This is a genomic window from Ideonella lacteola (assembly GCF_038066555.1).
Classification (GTDB): Bacteria; Pseudomonadota; Gammaproteobacteria; order Burkholderiales; family Burkholderiaceae_C; genus Ideonella; species Ideonella lacteola.
Genome location: NZ_JBBUTG010000002.1, coordinates 336,860 through 356,444 on the forward strand (window position 1 = coordinate 336,860; position 19,585 = coordinate 356,444).

The following is a 19,585-nucleotide window of genomic DNA, read 5'->3' on the forward strand; positions in this document are numbered from 1 at the left end:
CGCGCTATTCCATGGCGATGCGCAAGGCGGCCGCCGTGAGCGGCGGCGCGCCCAGCGCAGTGAGGATCAACAAGGCGGCCTGCAGCGACAAGCCCGCCTCGGCAGGCTCGCCATTGAGCGCGGCCAGCACCGCACCACTGCCGAACACGAGGGTGGGCATGGCCAGCGGTAACACGAGCAGGAAGACCAGCGCGCTGCCGTGGCGCAGCCCCAATGCCAACGCCGCACCCAGCGCACCCAGCAGTGCAGTGACCGGCGTGCCCAGCAGCAGGCTGAGCATCAGCGTGCCGGCGGCGGGGCCCGGCAACCCGAAGGCCAGACCGGCCAGCGGCGCCAGGCACACCAGCGGCGCACCGCCCAGGAGCCACTGTCCCAGGACCCGCTCGGCGACCAGCCGCGTCATGGAGCGCTGGCCCAGCAGCATTTGCTCGAGCGAGCCGTCGGCGAGATCGGTGCTGAACATGCCCTGCACCGCCAGCAGCATCGCCAGCAGCGAGCACGCCCACACCACGCCCGGCGCCACCCTTCGAAGCAGGGCAGGTTCGGCACCGATGCCCAGCGGAAACAGGCTCACCGAGGCGACGAAGAAGGCCAGCGGCAGCAGCCAGCCGATCCGGTGTCGGGCCGCGGCGCGCAGATCGCGCGCAAGCAAGTTCATGGACCGGGTGCCTCATGGGGCGCTGGCGTCGGGCCGGGCACGGGGTTCAGATCGAAGGGCAGGATCCGCGGGCTGTTGAACGCCACATGGCTGGTCATCAGCAGCGAGCCGCCGCGGTCCAGGTGCACGGCAACCCAGGCTTCGAAACGCGCGCTGCCGTGGGCATCCAGCGCTTCGAGCGGCTCGTCGAGCAGCCAGGTGCGCGGCTCATCATCGAGCATCAGGCGGGCGAGCGCCGCCTTGCGCCGCTGGCCCTGGGAGAGCGTGCCGACGAATTGGTCGAGCTTGCCGGGCAATCCCACCTGCTCCAGCGCGTGCGCCATGCGCTCGCGCAGGGCGCCCGGGTGGTGCGGCGCTTCGGCATGCAGGCCTGCCAGGAAGCCCAGCGCTTCGCCCACGCGCAGCTCGCTCTTCAATGCGTTGGCGTGGCCGATGTAGCGCAGCCGGCCGCGCTGCAGGGGCGTGAGCGCACGCACCGGCGTGCCGTCGAACGAGACCTCGCCCTCCGCCGGCGGCACCAAGCCGCACAGGATGCGCAACAGGCTGGTCTTGCCGCTGCCGTTGGGCCCACGAAGCCAGAGCGCCTGGCCGGCTTGCAGGCGAAGGTGCAAACCGCGGAAGAGCCGTCGCCCGCCGCGCCGGCAGGCCACGTCCGAGGCGATCAAGCCGCTGTTGCCTTCAGAAATCAAGTCGGTACCCCAACGAGTAGTACAGGCGAGTCGAATTCTCGTTCTGTTGTGCGCTGCGAGTGTGGCTGAACTCGAAGTTCATGTCGGATTCAAGCACCCACTTCGGGCCGCCGCGCCAGGTGACGCGCAACCCCGGAGAGCCCCGCGAGGTGCGCACCCCATTCGGGCCGCTTTGCTGGTACCAGCGCAGCGAGGGTTCCACCTGCCACCGTTCGGCCAGCACCGACAGGTGGTTGTACGAGGCCAACCAGCCGTCGTAGTCTGGCCCCTTGACGGCGGTCAGGTTGAAGACGTGGGTGTCTCGTTCCGAATACAGGTTGGTGCCGATCGCCTGCAGCGAGGCCGTCCAGATGTCACCCGTGGCCGGGATGCCCTGCGGCAGGATGCCCGGCACCGGCGCGATCGCGCCCACGTTGGTCAGGCGCAGGTCCGCACCCAGTTGCCAATGCGGGTTCAGCGGCGAAGTGATGCCCAGCAGCCCCTGCGTCGCATACGCGGTGGTGGCCAGCACCTGCTGCCGCAGCAGATCGAGCGTTGATCCGGCGGCCAGCAGATCGGTCAGGCGCCGGGGTTGCGAGGTGGCATTGGGGTCCGCGGGGAAGAACAGCGCATTGCCGAGCATCAGCATCGGGGTGGCGCGGCGGTCGTACAACACGTTGACGACGGTGTTGTCTTCCGTGGTCCAAGTGCCCTGGACCGAGGCGATGTTGGAGCCCTTGAGCGTGGTGTCGTACTCGTACTGCGAGAACACTGACACCCCGGGCTGGAAGAAGCGCAGGTCGGCGCCGATCGCGCGCCGATCGACTTCGCCATCGATCGTCTGCTGGATGGCGTAGAGACTGCCGCCCAGCCCCGGCAGCAGGCCCTCGGCATCGATCGAGGTGCCGTAGAAGCGGCGTTGGGTGTCCAGCAGCTTGTCGGTGGGTTGCCCAGCCACCAGGTTGAGCTTCCACTTGGGCAGGAACGACCAGCCGAGCAGCCCCCCGTCGAAGCGGCCCAGCACGCCACCGCCCAAGCCCGACTGGCGCCCCAGCCGCATCGAGAGGCCGGGGCGGGTTTCCTTCCAATCCACGTAGAGCGCGGTCAGCTTGTTCTCATCGGGCCGATCGGGCATGAAATCGGAAGTGAAGTTGTCGCGGAAGACGAATCGCAGATCGCGGTCGTCGTCCTTCATCCGCCAGTTCAGGTCGACGCTGGAGAGCAACTGCTTCTGGTCCACCGCCGCCAGCGTTTCATCCGAGATGACCACCGGGATCTGGCCGTCGAGCGGCGTGTCCTTCAGCTGGGTGCGGGTCTTCGAATTGCCGCCGTAGTAGTACTGCGACACCGCACCGATCAGCGTGGTCGTCTCGCGGGGCCGCTCTGCCGTGGCGGGCGTCGTGCCGCCGGCCACGCCGGGGGCCGAGCCGGATGAGGGCAGGCCCGCCAGCGCCATGCGGGCCTGGTCGGCATCCGGGCCTTCGGGGTACAGCTTCAGGAACACCTCCAGCTCGCGGCGGGCGCCGTCGACATCACCGGCCGCCAGGCGAGATTGAGCGATCAACGCCTGGGCTTGCCGGGTCTGGCTGTTGGGCGGCAGGTTCAGCGCTTCGTTCAGGCTTTCCACGGCCAGCGCGGCTTGGCCCTTGACGAGGGCGTCTCGGGCCTGGGCCATCAGTTCGGTGGCGCGTTGTTCGACCTGCGCATCGAGCGACGCCGGCGATGCCACGGCGGGCGACGCCAAGGCAGACGCCAGCGGCTTGGCTGCCGCCTCGGGCCGGGTGGCTGCACCGAAGGCGACTTCGCCGAGACCGTCGAGCACCACCTCGATGCTGCGGCGGTCGCTGCCGCCCTTGACCTTGAACTTGGTGGGCGGCGCGAAGCGGATCACCAGGCGTCGATCCAGCTCGCCATTGCCTCCGTCTTCGGTGATCGTCAGCCTGGGGATGCCGTCGCCGCCGATGCTGCGCCGCTCGCCATCGATGAAATTGGGCTTGGTGCGGCTGGGCACCACGTCGTAGACGATCTGGACCAGGTCGTTCGAGCGCGACGACACGGCGCGGCGGAACTGCACCGGCACGTTGAAGCGCACCACCACCACCGCGTCGGCGCCATCGCGGCGCAACTCCACGTCCTCCATCACCTGGCCTTGGGCGCCGGTGGCGACGAACGCCAGCGCCACGAGGCTTGTCCATCGAGCGGGCCTGAACGCTCCGGTCGTGCTGATGTGTGTCATGTGCGTCCCTCGCTTCAATCCCATTCGACGTAGGTCTTGCCCTTGGTGCCCAGCGGGCGGTGGCAACCCGACTCGGAGCAGTCCAGCGGCGTGCGACCGCGCGCTTCGTGCGTGAGCGACTTGCGCTCCATGTCACCGAGGTAATTGGTGCCGCTGGCATGGCAGCTCTTGCACCAGCCCGCGCCGCCGCCCAGGCTGCCGTTGTGGTTCATCCGCATCGACGACCAGCTCGTGGTGGTGGTGTGGCAGCTGTTGCAGTCGAGCGCGCTGCCGTTGAGCAGCTGGGCTTCCGGGATGTGGTTGCTCGGCTTGACCTGAAGGCCCTGGCTGGCATAGGTGGACACGTGGCAGCTCTTGCAGGTCTGCCCGGCCAGCAGCGAGTGGTTGGTGGTCACGGCGGTGGCCCACGACGCCTGCGAGCGATGGCAGCCGTCGCACTTCACGGCCGGTGATTGCACGGGGATGTGGTTCGCCGGTTTGCCGTCGGCTGTCTTGCCGTTGTGGCAGGTGTCGCAGGTGCCGGAGCCCACCTGGTTGTTCGGCGCGTGCTGGTACTGCACGTTGGTCCAGCTGCTGGTGGACTTGTGGCAGCTTTCACAGGTGGTGACGCCGGTGTGGATGGCGTCTGCCGGCTTGCCTAGCGCACCGAGGAACGCACCACTGTGGCAGGTGGCGCACTGTGTGCTGATGCTGTAGTACGGGTGCACCTTGCCAGGGTTCCATGAGGTGTAGCCACTCTTGTGGCAACCATCGCAGTTCGCCGCAGCGGTGGCGGTGACCAGCGCATAGGGCACGTGGTTGCCCGGCTTGCCGTCGGCGGGCGGGTAGCCACCGGTGTGGCAGCTGGCACACTGCCCGGTGACCGTGACCTGGGTGTGGTTCCACTTGGTTGGCTTCCACGCGTTCACGCCATGGCAGGCATAGCAGTTCGTCGAGCCCACAGGGATGTGGGTGGCTGGTTTGCCGGGGGCCGAGCTGCCGTTGTGGCAGCGGGTGCAGTCGGTGCTCTGGTTGAAGCCCGAGTGATCGACGTTGGCGTTGGTCCAGCTGGTGGTGTTGTGGCACTGTTCGCAGGCGGTCACGCCGTTGTGGATGGGCGTGGCCGGCTTGCCGCGCGCGGCCAGATAGCTGCCGGTGTGGCAGGTGGAGCACCAGGTCGAGACGTTGTAGTAAGGGTGGAAGCGCCCGGGGTTCCACGACGCGTAGCCGGCCTTGTGGCAGCTGTCGCAATTGGCCGAGGCCGAAGGCGGCACCAGGGCGTATGGGATGTGGTTGGCCGGCTTGCCATCGGCCGGCGGGTAGCCCCCGGTGTGGCAGCTCGAGCATTTGGCGGTGACGACCACCTGGGTGTGGTTCCACTTCGTCGGTTTCCAGGCCGTGACGCCGTGGCAGGCGTAGCAGTTCGTCAGCCCCACGGGGATGTGGGTGGCGGGCTTGCCCGGAGCGTCGCTGCCGTTGTGGCAACTGGCGCAGTTGGTGGTCTGGTTGAAGCTCGAATGATCGACCTGCGCACCGTTCCACGAACGCGTGTTGTGGCAGTTCTCGCAGGTGGTGGCGTTGGCATGCGTGGCGTCTGCCGGCTTGCCTCGGGCGGCCAGGTACGAGCCGTTGTGGCAACTGGCGCAGTTGGAGGTCACCGTGAGGTTGGCATGCAGCGCCCCGGGGACCCAGGTCGAGTAGCCGCTCTTGTGGCAGGTGTCGCAGTTTGCCGATCCACCGCCTGGTACCTGGGTGTACGGGATGTGGTTGGAGGGCTTGCCGTCCGCGGGCGGGTATCCGCCGGTGTGGCAGCTGGCGCACTGGGCGGTGACGACCACCTGGGTGTGGTTCCACTTGGTGGGCTTCCAGGCGGTCACCCCGTGGCACGCGTAGCAGTTGGTCGCGCCCACCGGCATGTGGGTGGCGGGCTTGCCGGGTGCGGTGCTGCCGTTGTGGCAACTGGCGCAGTTGGTGGCTTGGTTGAAGGTCGAGTGGTCGACTTGCGCGCCGGACCAGCTTCGCGTGGTGTGGCAGCCCTCGCAGGCCGTCACGTTGGCGTGGAGTGAGTCAGCCGGTTTGCCGCGAGCCCCCAGGAAGCTGCCGTTGTGACAGCTGGCGCAGTTGCTGCTCACGCTGAAGTTCGCATGCAGCAAACCCGGGTTCCAGCTGCTGAAGCCAGACTTGTGGCAGCTGTCGCAGTTGGCCGATCCGGCGCCGGGAACCTGCGTATAGGGGATGTGATTCGCCGGTTTGGCGTCGGCCGGCGGGTAGCTGCCGTTGTGGCAGCTCGCGCATTGGGCGGTGACCACGACCTGGCTGTGGTTCCAACTGCTCGGCTTCCAGTTGTTCACGCCGTGGCAGGCGATGCAATTGGTGGCGCCCACCGGCATGTGCGTGGTGGGCTTGCCGCTGGCGGTGCTGCCGTTGTGGCAACTGGCGCACTGGGTGGCCACGGTGAAGCCGCTGTGGTCGGGCCGGGCACCGTTCCAGGTGCTGGTGTTGTGGCAGGTGTCGCAGGAAGCGGTGGTCGGCAGGTGGTCGCGCGGCTTGCCGCTGGCGGTGTTGCCGTTGTGGCAGCTTTGGCAAGTGCTCGGGGCGATGCCGGCATGGCTGAAACGGGCGCCGGCGAAGCGCCGCGTGTCATGGCAGCTGTCGCAGGCCGCCGCCGTGGGCACGTGCTGCTGCGGCATCACGGTGTTGTTGCGGGCCAGTCGAGCGCCCGCGGTGTGGCAACTGGCGCAGTCTTTCGGCGTGCCTTTGAACACGCCGTTCACGTGGCACGACTCGCAGCGCTCATTGGCGTGCGCCCCGGTCAGCGGATAGCCGGTGGTGGTGTGGTCGAACTGGCGCTTGGCTGAGGGCTGGGTCCCGGTCTGAGCCTGGGCGGGCCAGGCCAGCATCAGCGCCAGCCACAGGGCGGCGAGCAGCAGCCAGCCGGCCGCTCCCACGAGGATCAGACGTTGCTTCACGGTCGGTCTCCGGGGGTGGCAGGCGCCGATGGGCGGCGGGCTCGCAGCGACTTCCAGTCGAGCGTGGTGTGGCAGGTGTCGCAGCGGGCACCGAAGGCGCCGTCATGGGGGTCGTCACGGCGATGGCAGGCGACGCATTCGCGCCCGACCTCGGCGATCGCGCGGCCTGCGGGCGCCGGTGCGTTGTGGCAGGCCTGGCAGCGCACCTTCCCATGGGCGCCATCCAAGCGCCAGCGGCCGTCGCGCTCGTGATCGAACCGCACCAGCGGCCAGGCTCGCGCGTTGTGGCAGCTGTCGCACCGTTGGCCGAGCGCGCCACGGTGGGTGTCGTCCTGGCGGTGGCAGCCGGCGCACTCCCGAGGGGCATCGCGGTAGCGCGCGTTGCGGTGGCAGGCGCGGCATTCCACGGCCAGGTGCGCACCCACCAGCGGGAAGCGGGCGCGTGCATGGTCGAACCGGGTGCTGCGCCAGCTTTGCTCCTGGTGGCAGGTTTCGCAGCGCTCCCCCAGCTGGCCTTCGTGCTTGTCGTCGCGACGGTGGCAGGCCAGGCAGGTGCTGGGTGTGTCGCGGTAGTGCGTGGCGTCGGCGTGGCAGGCCGTGCAGGCTGCCTTCAGGTGACCCCCCCGCAGGGGATAGCGGGTCAGGCTGTGGTCGAAGCGCGGGATCTTCCAGGTACGCTCGCCGTGGCAACTGCCGCAGGACTCGCCGAGCGTGGCCTGGTGCCGATCATCGGCGCGATGGCACCCGATGCAGGTGGACGGCACCTCGCGGTACGCCGCACTGCGGTGGCAAGCCTTGCACGTGGCCTCGGCGTGTCGCCCCAGCAGCGGGAAGCGGCTCTTGTCGTGGTCGAACTTGCCTACGCTCTTCCAGCCGGACTCCTGGTGGCAGGTGGCGCATTCGGTGCCCAGGCTGCCGCGGTGGGTGTCATCGGCCCGATGGCAGGCGATGCACGCGGTCTGCAGCTTCTCGCGGTAAAGGGGGCCGGTATGGCAGGCCTCGCACCGGGCGGCGCGGTGCTTGCCGCGCAAGGCGTAGTCGGTGTCGGCGTCGTGGTTGAAACGCGCCGGCCGCCAGGCCTTCGCGTCGTGGCAGCTGTCGCAGCGGTCGCCGAAGCGGCCCTTGTGCCCTTTGCGGAAGTCGTCGTCCTTGTGGCAGCCCTGGCAGCTGTCCGGGGCGCTGGTGTAGGGCTGGCCGGGGCGGTGACAGGCGGTGCACTTGGCCGAGGCATGCTGGCCCGAGAGCGCGAAGCGGGTGGTCGAGTGATCGAAGCGCGTGTCGGCCCATCGGGTCTCGGTGTGGCAGTCGGCGCACTTGGCGCCCAGCTGCCCCTTGTGCACATCGTCTCGGCGGTGGCAAGCCGCGCAGTCCTGCGGGGCTTCCCGCCAGCGCTGGCCTGCGACGTGGCATTTGGCGCAGTCGTTCACCCGGGCGTGCGCCTCGCGCAGCGGCCAGTCGGTGCTGCGGTGGTCGAAGGCCTTCCGGTCCAGTGGGGCGATCTGCATGTCACGCCCCTTGTGGTCGGTGTGGCAGCTGCGGCAGGGCTGCGGCTTCTGCCGGCCGTGCCAGCCGGTGTGGTTCTTCAGATCGGCTGCCACGTCCTTGTGGCAGTCGAGGCAGCGGGCGTCCTGTCCGGCGCGGTCGAAGCGCACATGGCAGCTGGCGCACTGGTCTTCCCATTTCGCGTGGCCACGGATCACCGGGCCCGGCGACAGGGCCGATTCCAGCCCTTGCGCCTGGCCAGAGAAGGCGGCCAGGCTCAGCAGCAGGGCGAGTGCGATGCGCAGCCATGCCATTGCGTCGTCAGTAGGCGTGCACGGCGACGACGTGCACCACGGCGCAGGCCACCATCAAGTAGACGAACGGCAGGTGCAGCACGTGCCAGAGCGAGAACAGCTTCTCCCAGGTACGCAATTGCACGACGCTCAGCGTCTGGGCGATGTGCGATGAGGCTTGCTCGCGCCACAACCGTCGGATGCGACGGCGCCGATCGGCGTCCAGGCCCGGCGGGGCATCGGCCAGCGCCTCGTCGATCAGCCGGCGGACTTCGCGCCGGGTGTCCCGCGCCGCCCGGTTGCTGGCCCACACCCAGGCGAGGCCACGGCGCTGCGATGCCGCGGCGAGGGCGGTCTCCTCGAAGGCGAACAGGCGCTGGCGCACCCGCGGCGCCAGGGCCAGTGACGCCGCGAGCTTGTCGTGGGTGGTGTGCAGGCGCTGGCGCAGCTCGGCCAGTTCCGCCCGGCGTCCGTCCAGCCCCCGGTGGACGTGGACGTAGAGAAAGCGGCCGATAACCCCGCTGCCCGCCACGACCAGCATCGACACCAGCGCCACCGCCGCATTCAGTGAGCCGATTCGGAAGCTGCAGTGCACCAGGATCAGCCAGGGCCCCAGCGCGCCCATCAGCATGTGGAACACGAACCAGTGCCGGGTGGCACCCAGCCGGCGCATCGCCGCCAGCCGCTTGCGCAATGGATAGAGGAACAGCGCCAGCATGGCGCTGCCGCCGGCCACGCCGATCCAGTAGCCGGTGTCGGAACCGGCCTCGATCGACAACAGCCGGCTGGCCAGCCAGGCCGAGGCCACCACCGCCGCGGTCCAGACCACCGACTGGGCCACCCGCCAGAAGCGGCGCAGCGCCGCCTGAGCGACGGCGGCACGCCCGTCGGGGGCGTCCAGCGCTCCGGTCATGGAAGAGGGGGGGATCACGGCAGACACGGTCTCGATAAAATGTGCGACTTGCACATTTATAACATGCGTCGTATCGGCCGCGGTGATGAAAAACGTAGGGCGAAGGCCTGCCAAACTGTGTCGGAGTGTTCTGGTCGCGGGCGGCGAGGGGGGCGGCGGTGGTTTCGGAGGGCTTCGTCGAAGCCGGTGGCGGGTCGGCCACGGTGTCGGTGCGAAGGGCTTGGGGGGCTGCACTACCATCCCCGCATGTCCAGCTCATCCGATGTGGCGACCCGCCCGTTCAAGATCCCCGAGTCGGTGCTTGTCGTCATTCACACGCCGGCGTTGGAGGTGCTGCTGATCGAACGCGCCGACGCGCCGGGCTATTGGCAGAGCGTGACCGGCTCGAAGGACTCGGCCGACGAGGCCCTTCACCTGACCTGCACCCGCGAGGTGGCCGAAGAGACAGGTATCCTCATCGGCAGTCCCGGGGTGCCGCCTTCGTCCCTGGCGAATTGGCAACTCGCCAACCACTACGAGATCTACCCGCGCTGGCGCCACCGCTACGCCCCCGGCGTGACCCACAACACCGAGCACGTGTTCGGGCTGACGGTGCCCGCGGGGACGCCGGTGACGCTGTCGCCGCGCGAGCACACGGCCTATGCCTGGCTGCCCTGGCGCGAGGCAGCGGACCGATGCTTCTCGCCGTCGAACGCCGAGGCGATCCTGCTGCTGCCTCGCTTCATCGCCGGAGGCGCCGCATGAACAGCCGCGTCACCCGACCCGCCGGCTTCGCCCCGAGCACGGTCTACTCCACGCAGACGCTGCGGGTGGCCACCTACAACATCCACAAGGGGGTGCGAGGGGTGGGGCCGCGCAAGCGCCTGGAGATCCACAACCTGGGCCTGGGCATCGAAGCGCTCGATGCCGACCTCGTCTTCCTGCAGGAGGTGAGGCTGTTCCATGCGCGCGAGGCGCGTCGCTTCGATCACACCTGGCTCGGCTGGCCCGAGGGTGGGCAGGCTGAGTTCCTCGCACCTCAGGGCTACGAGTCTGCCTACCGAACCAACGCAGTCACCCGCCACGGCGAGCATGGCAATGCGCTGCTGTCGCGCTGGCCCATCGGCGACATCGGCCACCACGACGTCTCCGACCACCGTTTCGAGCAGCGCGGCCTGTTGCATGTGCCGGTCACCTGGCAAGGCTTGAAGCTGCACGCGGTGGTCGCGCACTTTGGCTTGATCCACGCCAGCCGGGTGCGCCAGGTGCAGCGGCTGGCCGATTTCGTGTCGGCCGAGGTGCCCGCGGGCGAGCCGGTGTTGGTGGCTGGAGACTTCAACGACTGGGGCGAACGGCTGGATGGCCTGATGGCCGAGGCCGGCTTGCAGCGTGCCGTGGCGCCCCCGGGCCAGCCTGGCGCGCGGGTGACCTTCCCGTCGCGGGTGCCGGTCTTCGCGCTCGACCGGGTCTACATGCGCGGCTTCCGTTGCCTGTCGACGATGGTGCCTCGCGGCTCGGCGTGGGCGCGCATGTCCGACCACCTTCCCCTTGTCGTGGAGCTGGAGCAGGCGTGAACACGGCCAGCGACGTCCGCTCGGCCCACCCGGCCGCCTGGTACGCGCTGCCCCAGCCCCAATACCTGGGCGGCAACGACACGCAGTTGCTGCGCGGCGGTGACGAGTACTTCCCCGCGCTGATCGCCCGCATCGATCGAGCCACCCATGAGGTCTGGCTGGCCACCTACATCTTTCACCATGACACGGCCGCCGAGGCGGTGGCTGCGGCACTCGCCCGGGCGGCGCGACGCGGCGTGAGGGTGAGGGTGGTGGTCGATGGCTTCGGCACCCACAAGGCCCTGCCGCAACTGCAACGCTGGCTCGATGGCAGCGGGGCGTCGCTGGTCATCTTCCGTCCGCTGGAGCGCTGGTGGAACTGGCTGCAGCCAGGTCAACTGCGGCGGCTGCACACCAAGCTGTGTGTCGTCGACGGCAGCTTCGGCTTCGTGGGCGGCATCAACATCATCGACGACCGCAACGACCTCAACCATGGGCTCAGCGAGGCGCCTCGGCTCGACTTCGCCGTCTCGCTGGCCGGGCCGGTGGTGGCGCCGATCGAGCAGACGGTGCGCGCGATGTGGACACGCGCCGCCTTCGGGCACGACTGGCGCGCCGAGGTGGCCTCGATGGCACGCAGCGCCGAGCCTTTGACGCAGGCACGCCGACTGTTGAGGCGCCTGCGCATCCTGCCCGCATTGCCGCCGGCCGAGGGCGCGGAAGGCCGCCCCGTCCGCGCTGCCTTTGTGGTGCGCGACAACCTGCGCCAGCGTCGCTCCATCGAGCGGGCGTACATCGAGGCCATCCGGGGGGCGGCAAGGCGGGTTGACATCGTCTGCCCCTACTTTTACCCCGGCCGCGCGTTCCGGCGAACGCTGATCCGGGCCGCCCGGCGTGGCGTGCGGGTGCGCCTGCTCTTGCAGGGCAAGCTCGACTACCGCATGGCCGGCCTCGCCGCCCGCGTGCTGTACGACGAGTTGCTGGCCGAGGGGGTGCAGATCTACGAATACCAGGCTGCCTTCCTGCACGCCAAGGCGGCGGTGATCGATGACGAGTGGGCCACGGTGGGCAGCTCGAACATCGACCCCTTGTCACTGCTGCTCAATTTGGAGGCGAACGTCGCCATCCACGACGAGGGGTTTGCCGGCGAGCTGTTGCATGCGTTTGAGACGGCATTGACGCAGTCGCAGCAGATCACCGTGGCGCCGTACCAGAAGGGTGCGTGGGCCGTGCTGGGCCGCGGCTTCGTGGCCTGGGCTGCGCACTGGTACCTGCGCATGGCGGGCCTCAGCGGGCGCTACTGAACCTCGCGCTGAGCCCGGCCAAGAGTGGGCCTCGACCGCGCTGCCCCGGCAAGTTGAACGCCCCGAGCGCATGAGGCACACGCGTTGGATCATCGCAACGCGACGCCGTGCTCGCGCTTGCGCGACGCGGCCGGCACCTGCATCATCTGCCCCCTGTTGCTGAAGGCGCCCACGACAGCGCCCGCATGACGGAGATCCCTCCTATGTCCCACCTGTTCATTTCGACGTTCGACTGAACACGGTTCCCGTGCCCCGGCTGAACCGTGTTGAATCCACACACGGCCTTCACGCCGCGCGGCCAGCAAAGCCCCGCTGCATTGACGCCCTCGAGCCCGACGACCTGATCGCCGGCCGCTGAGGGCCTGCGCCACCCACTGCGACTGAGCAACCCCTCGGGTTCCAGCCGCGTGGCGCAGCTGCGTCCACTTCAAGAGCCGGGGCGTTTGCTTTTCGGAAACCGAATGAGTGCACAACACCGTTCCCGCGACCTGGAGAAGGGGCGGGTCAAGGCTTTGCGCCGCATGAAACAGCCCATGGCACTGGTGCTCGAATCGAGCGCCCGCCCACGTGATCCCGTGGCGCGCGCCCTGGGCCAGCGTGGCATGCAAGGCGCGGGCCAACACATTCAAAGCCGCGGTGCTCAGCGCCGCGCAGACCGGGTGGCGCTGCAAGCGCTGCTGCGAAGAGAGGATTGGGATGAGTGAACCCCACGACCTGCGTGCCCAACTGGCGCAGAAGAATCGACAGTTGCAAGACATCGCCGCCCAGCTCAAGACCGAGCTGTTCGGGATCGACCCCATCATCGACCGCGTCATCGATTCGATGCGCGCCTGGTACCTGTTGCCTGAGCTGGTCTCAAGGCCCGTCATCGTCTGCCTCTGGGGCCTGACGGGCACCGGCAAGACCCAACTGGTGCGGCGCCTGGCGCAACTGCTGGGCTTCTACGATCGCTTCGTCGAGGTGCAGATGGATGGCTTCTCGAACGGCGCCGGCTGGCGCGGTGCGAACAGCATCTCGGGCATGCTGGCCCAGTCCGGCGTGCGCGAGGGCGAGCCGGGCATGCTGGTGCTCGACGAGTTCCAGCGCTTTCGCACCATCGACAAGGACCGGGCCGAGGTGCGTGTCGAGCGTTACCAGGATGTGTGGGCGCTGCTGTCCGACGGCCGCCTGCCGCCCGCGCTGTCGCTGCTCGGCGATATCGAATCGTCGCTTGCAGAGTCCGCCTTCGATGCCGAGCGCGCCGATGCCGGCGAGAGCCAGAAGCGCTTCAAGCTGAGAAGCTGGGAGGCGCAAGAGCTGCAGCGCAACCTCAAGCTCGACGAGCCGTTGCTCGAGGTGATGGCCTGGACGCCCGAGCAGATCCAGGAGCGCCTGCGCGCGTTTCGAGACAGCGGCCAACAGCAGTGGGAGACGGACTACAGCCGGCTGCTGATCTTCGTCTGCGGCAACCTGGACGAGATGTACGAAGAGCTCGCCACCAGCGTGGACGACTGCGACAGCGACGCTGACCTTTTCCATGGCCTGACGCGCAAGCTGAGCGTCATCGACGTGAAGCGGGCGCTGAACAAGCGATTCAAGCCCGAGCAGGTGGCACGCCTGGGCAACGAGCATGTGGTCTACCCGTCGCTGTCACGCCGCGCGTACGAGCAGTTGATCGAACAAGGCTGTCACCGCTATGCCAGCGAGACCGAGGCCCGTTGCGGGCTGCGATTCGAGTTGGCCGACAGCGTGGGACGGCAGATCTATGCCAATGCCGTCTTTCCGGCGCAGGGCACCCGGCCGCTGCTGTCGTCGCTGCACGCCATCCTCGGCACCGGCTTGTCCAAGGCCGCCTTGTGGGCGATCGAGCACGGTGCGCAGCCGGGTGAGACCGTGTTTCTCAGTGCCGATGGCCGCAGCCTCATCGCCCAGTGGAAAGATGAGTCGTACCCGATCGCGGTGCCCTTCGACCTCACCCGGCTTCGTCAGCGCAACAACGCCGACTTTCGCGCGCTGCTGGCCGTGCACGAGGCTGGGCATGGCTTGGTGCATGCGTTGCTGTTCGGCCGTGCGCCGCAGGAGATCAAGATCCACGTCGCCAGCTTCGAAGGGGGCTACAACGTCTACAGCTCGCGCAAGAGCTGGTCACGTCGCAACCTGCGCGATTCGATCTGCACCAGCCTGGCCGGACGTGCGGCCGAACTGCTCGTCTTCGGGCCCGAGCTGATTTCAAGTGGGGCCGAGAGTGACCTGCGCAAGGCCACCGAAACGGCATCGCGCATGCTGCGCTTCCTGGGCCATGGCGCGCGCATCGGCCGCACCGATGTGTCCACCGACGGTCTCGACCACGTCTGCACCGATGTCGAGACCACCAATGGCCCGATGGAAGCCTTGCTGCAAGCCGAGCACAACCGCGCCACCCGGTTGCTCGACAGCCATCGCGACGCCCTGCTCGCGCTGGTGGACGAGCTGATGCGCCACGGGGAGGTGACGCCGGCACGCTTCGCCGCCCTGGTCGATTGGCCGCTCGACCAACCCGAGGATGCCCTCGACCCCTACGCCCAGCGCCTCATCGAATTCCGCGAAGCCAGTGCCGAACGGCTGGGGGCATAGCCGCGTCGCCAGAGGCGTCGGTGGGTAGACTGCCGTTGCACTTCCTCTGTGGCCGGGCCTGGCTGCCCGGCAACCTTGACAACTTCATCACCATGCCCCGAAACATCGAAATCAAGGCCCGCATCGACAGCGTGGCGTCGCTTCTGGCTCGCGCGCAACCTCTGGCGGGTGGTCAGGCGCCGGTCGAGATTCGGCAGGACGACACGTTCTTCCAGTGCCCCCAGGGGCGCCTGAAGCTGCGTGCGTTTTCTGCCGATTCAGGCGAGCTGATCTACTACCGTCGCGCCGACCAGGATGGGCCGAAAGAGTCGTTCTATGTGCGCACGCCCACCAGCACGCCGGACAGCCTGCGCGAGACGCTGACGCTCGCCTGGGGCGAGGCCGGGCGGGTTCGCAAGCGGCGGCAGTTGTTGCTCGTCGGGCGCACCCGAGTGCACCTGGATGAGGTCGAGGGATTGGGCGACTTCATGGAGCTGGAGGTGGTGCTGCAAGATGATGAGCCGGCCGAGGCAGGCGAGCGCGAGGCCCAGGCGTTGATGGCGCAGTTGGGCATCGAGCCTTCGCAGCTCGTCTCGACCGCCTATGTCGATCTGCTGGCCGCCGCGTCGAAGCCGCTTCGCTGACACCGGATGGCCTCGAGGCGCAACGTGGCACCGCCGCACCCCCGCCATGCCGCAACCGGCTGAGCCCGCGGCAGGCGCCGTGCCGGCGTGGCTGTTCGAGACGCCGCGGCTGCGCATTCGCCGCATCCAGACCGGCGGACTGACGGGCACGGCACTTGCCCTGCCGTGGTGGGGGCTTCGAGCCCTGATCGTTTCACCTCGCCCTCGGGCGAACGATGCCTCCGGAGATGCCATGGCCCGACGCCGAGTTCCCCCCACCCATTCACTGGCTGCGCAAACGGTCGCCTTGGCACTCGCGGTGCCGCAGGTGGTCAGCCACCGCCTGGGCCGCATGGCGCTGGCGGGGCCCCAACCCTCGGCCCGTGATCAGCGCGAGTTCATGCGCATGGGCCACGAGAAGACAGCGGCCTTCTTCGAATCGTGGTGGGCCATGGGTTGGCAGGTGATGCGCCTGCAGCAGCAAGCCTGGATGTCGATGTTCGGCGTCGGCCGTTCGCCCTGGGCTGGCCAAGGTGCGCAGCGGGCCATGGCGGGCATCCTGGGCACCGGCCTGGCGCCCGTCAGCCGGCGTGCCGTCGCCAACGCCAAGCGCCTGTCGAAGACTCGGCCCTGAGCGGGCGCGCCATCCCGTAAGCGCTGTCCCCAGGGCCGGAAACTAGGGGTGGAGTGCCCATTGTGGTGGCCCGCCTGCGCTCTCAGAATTGGCGCCGTGCCCGTCGACCGTGCGGGCGGGAGTCGCCATGCAGGCAGCAGCGTCGTCGCCCTCGGGGCCGGCCGTCACCGAGTCGGAACCGCGCGACTGGCTGGGCTACCAGCGCTATGCCGATGCGCTGTGGGGGCGCGTGGTCCACAACTTTGCGCTCGATGCCGATGCACGCAGCGCTGCGCGCCATCGCTCGGCTGAATCGAGCGGGTTGCCCACCGGTGATCCGTTGGTCGTCGGTGTCTATGGCGAATGGGGCGTGGGCAAGAGCCGGTTGTTGGAGCTGATGTACCAGCGCGCCGCCCGGCAGAACGCGGAAGACTGCCTCCAGCGGGCGCGCGACCCCCATGCCTTTGCGGCCAGCCCGGCCCTGAGGCTCACCGTGCCGGTGTGGTTTCACCCCTGGAAGTACGAGCACGAGCCGCACCTGGCGGTGCCGTTGCTGATGCACTTGGCCGAGGCGGTGCAACGAACGCTGGGTGACGCGGCATCGTTTGGCGATCAGGCGCGGCAGTTGTTGAAAGACCGGCAGGAAGACGCGAAGGCCGTGGCCGGCGAGCTGGCCAAGGTGGCCAAGGGTTTCCAGGCTGCGGCGAAGGTGGCCCACAAGATCGCTGGCAACGGCCTGGTCAAGACGACGGCGAGTCTGGCGGGTGGCTATTTCGGTTTCGGCGCAGTCGCCGAGCGCACGCTGGGCTGGGTGGAAGAAACGGCAGCCCGCTTCATTCCGCCGGAAGAGGGCGGCAAGACGGCGGGCCCACCTGCCGACCCGGCATCGCCGCCGCCAGCGCCGGCCGGCCATGCCACGCCGACCGCCAGCGCCGACGGCCGCTACTACTACAACGTTCATCGCTACCTGGCCGAGCTGTCGCACATCACGCCCGGCGATGCCAAGCGCCTGGGCTACACCACGCTGCGGCAGGATCTGCATCTGAACTTCGTCATTTTCGTCGACGACCTGGACCGCTGCCTGCCGGAAAAAGCGGTCGAGGTGCTCGAAGTCATCAAGACGGTGCTCAATGTCGACAGCTTCGCTTTCGTGGTGGCGCTGGACGACGAGGTGATCGAGCGCGGCATCAGCTACCGCTACCGCGACTACCGCATTCAGCACCTGAAGCCGGACATGCCCATCACCGGCTTCGAGTACCTGGAAAAGATCGTGCACCTGCCGTTCCGGTTGCCGCAGCTCACGCGGGCGCAGGCGGTCGAGTTTCTGCGGCGCCAGGAAGACCGGCTGCTGGCGCCTACCGCGAGCGACCCGGTGCCGGCGGGTGGCGTGCCGACGCGCCTGTGGTTCGTGCCCGATCCGTCGACCGGGGACCTGGTGCCTTCGACCCTGGTTCCGCTGCTGCTCGACAGTTTCGATGCCTTCGTGCCCCGCAAGCTGGCCCGTACCTTGGAGCTGATGCACCAGTTCCAACAGGTGTTCATCGCCAAGGGCTCGCCGCTTCAGCCCCCGCCCGTGAGCTTCAACCCGACCGGCCAGGCCGCTGATGCGCGCATGGTGCTGTGCTGCGTGTTGCTGCAACTCTTTGCGCCCGAGATCTTCCGGCTGCTGCGCCGGCGGCCCGAGCTGTTCGGCCACTGGATGCGGGCCTACCTGGTGCAAGAGTCGGCACGCGAGCCGGTGTTCATCTGGCGCAAGAGCGCGGCTGATCAGTTGATGACCCTCGAAGTGTCCGATGCCGATCTGTACCGCTGGGTGGCGCTGGGGTCGCAGGCGGGCGCATCCACCCAGCCGGCGACACCGAATATCGCAGTGGAAGAGGGCGTGCCCTTCAGCCCGATGCGCGAATCCTGGGGCCCTTACCTGGGCGGCGCCGGCTTGTCGGCCAGTGACCGTTACTCGGTGGAGCAGGTGCGGTTGCCCCTGGCGGCGGCGCTCAGCGGCTTTCGCGAGATGCAGCGCCATGCCTTTGCGCCGCTGCGGCTGGGCGGTGCCATGGCCTATGCCACCGGCTGGACGTCGGGCGCGGTGCCGCTGCTGCGTGACTACCTGAACCTCTTCAGCGACCAGGTGTTGCCCGCCACGGGTGGCGCCAGCGCCACCGCAGGCGCGCCTGCCCCTGGCGTGGTGCCACCACCGCCCTCCGTGGCCACCAAGACGGCAGCGCCGGCGCCCGTCGTATCGCCGGGGGGGATGTCGCCTGTTGCCTCACCGGTGATGCCACCGCAGGTGCCGTCGCCGCCAGTTCAGGTGTCTCGCCCCGCGCGCCCGGTGCAGCCGGGCCAGTTCATGGAACTGATGCGCAGCTCAGATGCCTCGACCCGGGCTTCGCTGGTCGAACGCCTGGGTCTGCAGCCGGGCGAGGTGGTCGATACGCCGTCGTTGGCGCGGTTGGCGGCAGCTCTGCACCAGGAGACGTCGCTGGACCCTCGCCGCCTGCTGGAAGCGCTGGCGGTGCTGGCGCCCTTCCTCGATCCCGACAGTGTTGAGAAGTCGCGGCCCTGGCCCGCGTTTGCCGAACCGCCCGAGTTGGCCTCGATGCCGATGCCGCCCGAAGCGTGTCTCGACCTGTGCCGCCCGTATGCGGTGCTGGCCAGCTACCGGCTCGACACGCCGCTGGGTCTGGGGGTGGTGATGCGCCGCTTGCAGAAGCCGCTGGCGGCCCTTGTCGGTGATGCGGCCACACCGCTGCCGCTGCGTGCCGCGGCGGCGGACCAATTGGGCGCCATCGGAGATCCGGTGTTCGAGTTCGACTCAGGCCTCGCCTGGCTGCCGCGGCGCCGCGCCCGGGTGGTGCCTGCCGATGGCAATGGGTGGCAAGACAGCACACCCGAAGAAGAACCGGTGCCCGGTTTCGTTCGCACGCCGCCCGATGGCAACGGTGCGCCAGCGGTCTACCTGGGCCGCACGCTGGTGACAGTGCGCCAGTTCGAGGCCTTCATCGACGACGGCGGTTATGCCCAAGACCAGCTCTGGGACGCCGATGGCCTCGCTTGGCGCATGGGGGCGTTCGATGCGGTGGCCCACGCATCGATCAACCCCTCCTCGATGCGGGCGCTGGCCACCCGGCAAGTGCCATGGCGCTGGAGCGAGCAGCGGGCCACGCCGGGGCGCCCGGTGGTGGGCATCTGCTGGTACGAGGCCCGCGCGTATGCGGCGTGGCTGTCGCTGCGCCTGCACAAGCAGTTGGAGATGGCGGGAATCGGCCGTCACCGTGTTCGGCTTCCGACCGAGACAGAGTGGGCGCGCTGCGTGCAAGCGCGCAATGTGGATCATGTCGACGCACGCGAATGGCCATGGGGCGGCCCGGGAGCGTTGTCCAACTGGGCCGCCTCGCCCTTGGCGAATGTCGACATCACGCGCCTGGGATCCACCTCGTCCGTGGGCCTGTTTCCACCCGGCCCGCTGGGCGTGTTCGATCTGGCCGGCAACGTCTGGGAGTGGATGGACAACCTGCTGCCGCCCGTCGGCGGCGAGGCCCGTCGCATCGACAGCGCGCGGCCGATGCGATACGCCGAAGAGGGTCTGCGGGACTACCCCGGCGTGTCGTTGCGCGGCGGCTCGTGGCAACACTCGCTGGACGCCGCGAAGTGGGATGTGCGTGTCAGCCGCATGCCGTGGGAGCACGACGACACGGTGGGCTTGCGAGTGGCTCTGGTCGACGTGGCGCCGAGCCCGGCGTGACG

Annotated in this window: 14 protein-coding genes; 8 read left to right on the forward strand and 6 right to left on the reverse strand. The window is 68.8% G+C overall.

Translation table 11 applies throughout. The features are described 5' to 3' along the window. Positions 1-4 precede the first annotated feature (4 nt). The 6 genes from ccmB to AACH06_RS05090 are packed head-to-tail and all read right to left on the reverse strand — an operon-like array spanning position 5 to position 9,198. The gene (gene ccmB / locus AACH06_RS05065) at positions 5-658 is read right to left on the reverse strand and encodes a heme exporter protein CcmB (RefSeq protein WP_341424535.1); all 654 of its coding nucleotides are present in this window, start codon (positions 656-658) and stop codon (positions 5-7) included. After that, a complete protein-coding gene (ccmA, locus tag AACH06_RS05070) occupies positions 655-1,347 on the reverse strand; it encodes a heme ABC exporter ATP-binding protein CcmA (RefSeq protein ID WP_341424536.1) in 693 nt (230 codons plus the stop codon). The genes ccmB and ccmA overlap by 4 nt, the downstream gene beginning before the upstream one ends. Continuing rightward, the gene (gene bamD, locus AACH06_RS05075) at positions 1,337-3,562 is read right to left on the reverse strand and encodes an outer membrane protein assembly factor BamD (RefSeq protein WP_341424537.1); all 2,226 of its coding nucleotides are present in this window, start codon (positions 3,560-3,562) and stop codon (positions 1,337-1,339) included. Before bamD ends, ccmA begins: the two co-directional genes overlap by 11 nt. Before the next feature lie 14 nt (positions 3,563-3,576). Beyond that, positions 3,577-6,510 (reverse strand): hypothetical protein, encoded by a 2,934-nt coding sequence (locus tag AACH06_RS05080; RefSeq protein WP_341424538.1) that lies wholly within the window; start codon positions 6,508-6,510, stop codon positions 3,577-3,579. Beyond that, positions 6,507-8,306, reverse strand: coding sequence for a cytochrome c3 family protein (locus tag AACH06_RS05085; protein ID WP_341424539.1), 1,800 nt, complete (start codon positions 8,304-8,306; stop codon positions 6,507-6,509). The genes AACH06_RS05080 and AACH06_RS05085 overlap by 4 nt, the downstream gene beginning before the upstream one ends. A gap of 7 nt (positions 8,307-8,313) precedes the next feature. Further along, the gene (locus tag AACH06_RS05090; protein WP_341424540.1) at positions 8,314-9,198 is read right to left on the reverse strand and encodes a hypothetical protein; all 885 of its coding nucleotides are present in this window, start codon (positions 9,196-9,198) and stop codon (positions 8,314-8,316) included. A gap of 246 nt (positions 9,199-9,444) precedes the next feature. Between AACH06_RS05090 and nudB the strand changes: the two genes are divergently transcribed. The 8 genes from nudB (at position 9,445) to AACH06_RS05130 (ending at position 19,583) form a co-directional block, all read left to right on the forward strand. Further along, the gene (nudB, locus tag AACH06_RS05095; protein WP_341424541.1) at positions 9,445-9,942 is read left to right on the forward strand and encodes a dihydroneopterin triphosphate diphosphatase; all 498 of its coding nucleotides are present in this window, start codon (positions 9,445-9,447) and stop codon (positions 9,940-9,942) included. Beyond that, complete coding sequence (locus AACH06_RS05100) at positions 9,939-10,751, forward strand: endonuclease/exonuclease/phosphatase family protein (protein ID WP_341424542.1); 813 nt, start codon at positions 9,939-9,941, stop codon at positions 10,749-10,751. Before nudB ends, AACH06_RS05100 begins: the two co-directional genes overlap by 4 nt. After that, positions 10,748-12,034 carry a cardiolipin synthase ClsB gene (gene clsB, locus AACH06_RS05105; protein ID WP_341424543.1) on the forward strand — a complete coding sequence of 429 codons (1,287 nt, stop codon included), beginning with the start codon at positions 10,748-10,750 and terminating at the stop codon, positions 12,032-12,034. Before AACH06_RS05100 ends, clsB begins: the two co-directional genes overlap by 4 nt. 461 nt (positions 12,035-12,495) lie before the next feature. Then, positions 12,496-12,738 carry a hypothetical protein gene (locus AACH06_RS05110; protein WP_341424544.1) on the forward strand — a complete coding sequence of 81 codons (243 nt, stop codon included), beginning with the start codon at positions 12,496-12,498 and terminating at the stop codon, positions 12,736-12,738. Beyond that, on the forward strand, positions 12,731-14,626 hold the full coding sequence (locus tag AACH06_RS05115) for an AAA family ATPase (RefSeq protein ID WP_341424545.1): 1,896 nt from the start codon (positions 12,731-12,733) through the stop codon (positions 14,624-14,626). The genes AACH06_RS05110 and AACH06_RS05115 overlap by 8 nt, the downstream gene beginning before the upstream one ends. Before the next feature lie 92 nt (positions 14,627-14,718). Continuing rightward, positions 14,719-15,249: a class IV adenylate cyclase gene (locus AACH06_RS05120; protein WP_341424546.1), complete on the forward strand. Its 531-nt coding sequence runs from the start codon at positions 14,719-14,721 to the stop codon at positions 15,247-15,249. 46 nt (positions 15,250-15,295) lie between these two features. Further along, complete coding sequence (locus AACH06_RS05125; RefSeq protein WP_341424547.1) at positions 15,296-15,862, forward strand: polyhydroxyalkanoate granule-associated phasin; 567 nt, start codon at positions 15,296-15,298, stop codon at positions 15,860-15,862. Positions 15,863-15,989: 127 nt separating this feature from the next. After that, positions 15,990-19,583: an SUMF1/EgtB/PvdO family nonheme iron enzyme gene (locus AACH06_RS05130; protein WP_341424548.1), complete on the forward strand. Its 3,594-nt coding sequence runs from the start codon at positions 15,990-15,992 to the stop codon at positions 19,581-19,583. The last annotated feature ends 2 nt before the right edge of the window (positions 19,584-19,585 follow it).

Excerpts from the sequence above, each read along its gene's own strand:
- ccmB (WP_341424535.1), bottom strand. The coding sequence starts at position 658 with ATGAACTTGCTTGCGCGCGATCTGCGCGCCGCGGCCCGACACCGGATC.
- AACH06_RS05090 (WP_341424540.1), bottom strand. The coding sequence starts at position 9,198 with ATGACCGGAGCGCTGGACGCCCCCGACGGGCGTGCCGCCGTCGCTCAG.
- AACH06_RS05125 (WP_341424547.1), top strand. The coding sequence starts at position 15,296 with ATGCCGCAACCGGCTGAGCCCGCGGCAGGCGCCGTGCCGGCGTGGCTG.
- bamD (WP_341424537.1), bottom strand. The coding sequence starts at position 3,562 with ATGACACACATCAGCACGACCGGAGCGTTCAGGCCCGCTCGATGGACA.
- AACH06_RS05085 (WP_341424539.1), bottom strand. The coding sequence starts at position 8,306 with ATGGCATGGCTGCGCATCGCACTCGCCCTGCTGCTGAGCCTGGCCGCC.
- AACH06_RS05110 (WP_341424544.1), top strand. The coding sequence starts at position 12,496 with ATGAGTGCACAACACCGTTCCCGCGACCTGGAGAAGGGGCGGGTCAAG.
- nudB (WP_341424541.1), top strand. The coding sequence starts at position 9,445 with ATGTCCAGCTCATCCGATGTGGCGACCCGCCCGTTCAAGATCCCCGAG.
- AACH06_RS05100 (WP_341424542.1), top strand. The coding sequence starts at position 9,939 with ATGAACAGCCGCGTCACCCGACCCGCCGGCTTCGCCCCGAGCACGGTC.
- AACH06_RS05115 (WP_341424545.1), top strand. The coding sequence starts at position 12,731 with ATGAGTGAACCCCACGACCTGCGTGCCCAACTGGCGCAGAAGAATCGA.
- AACH06_RS05120 (WP_341424546.1), top strand. The coding sequence starts at position 14,719 with ATGCCCCGAAACATCGAAATCAAGGCCCGCATCGACAGCGTGGCGTCG.
- AACH06_RS05130 (WP_341424548.1), top strand. The coding sequence starts at position 15,990 with ATGCAGGCAGCAGCGTCGTCGCCCTCGGGGCCGGCCGTCACCGAGTCG.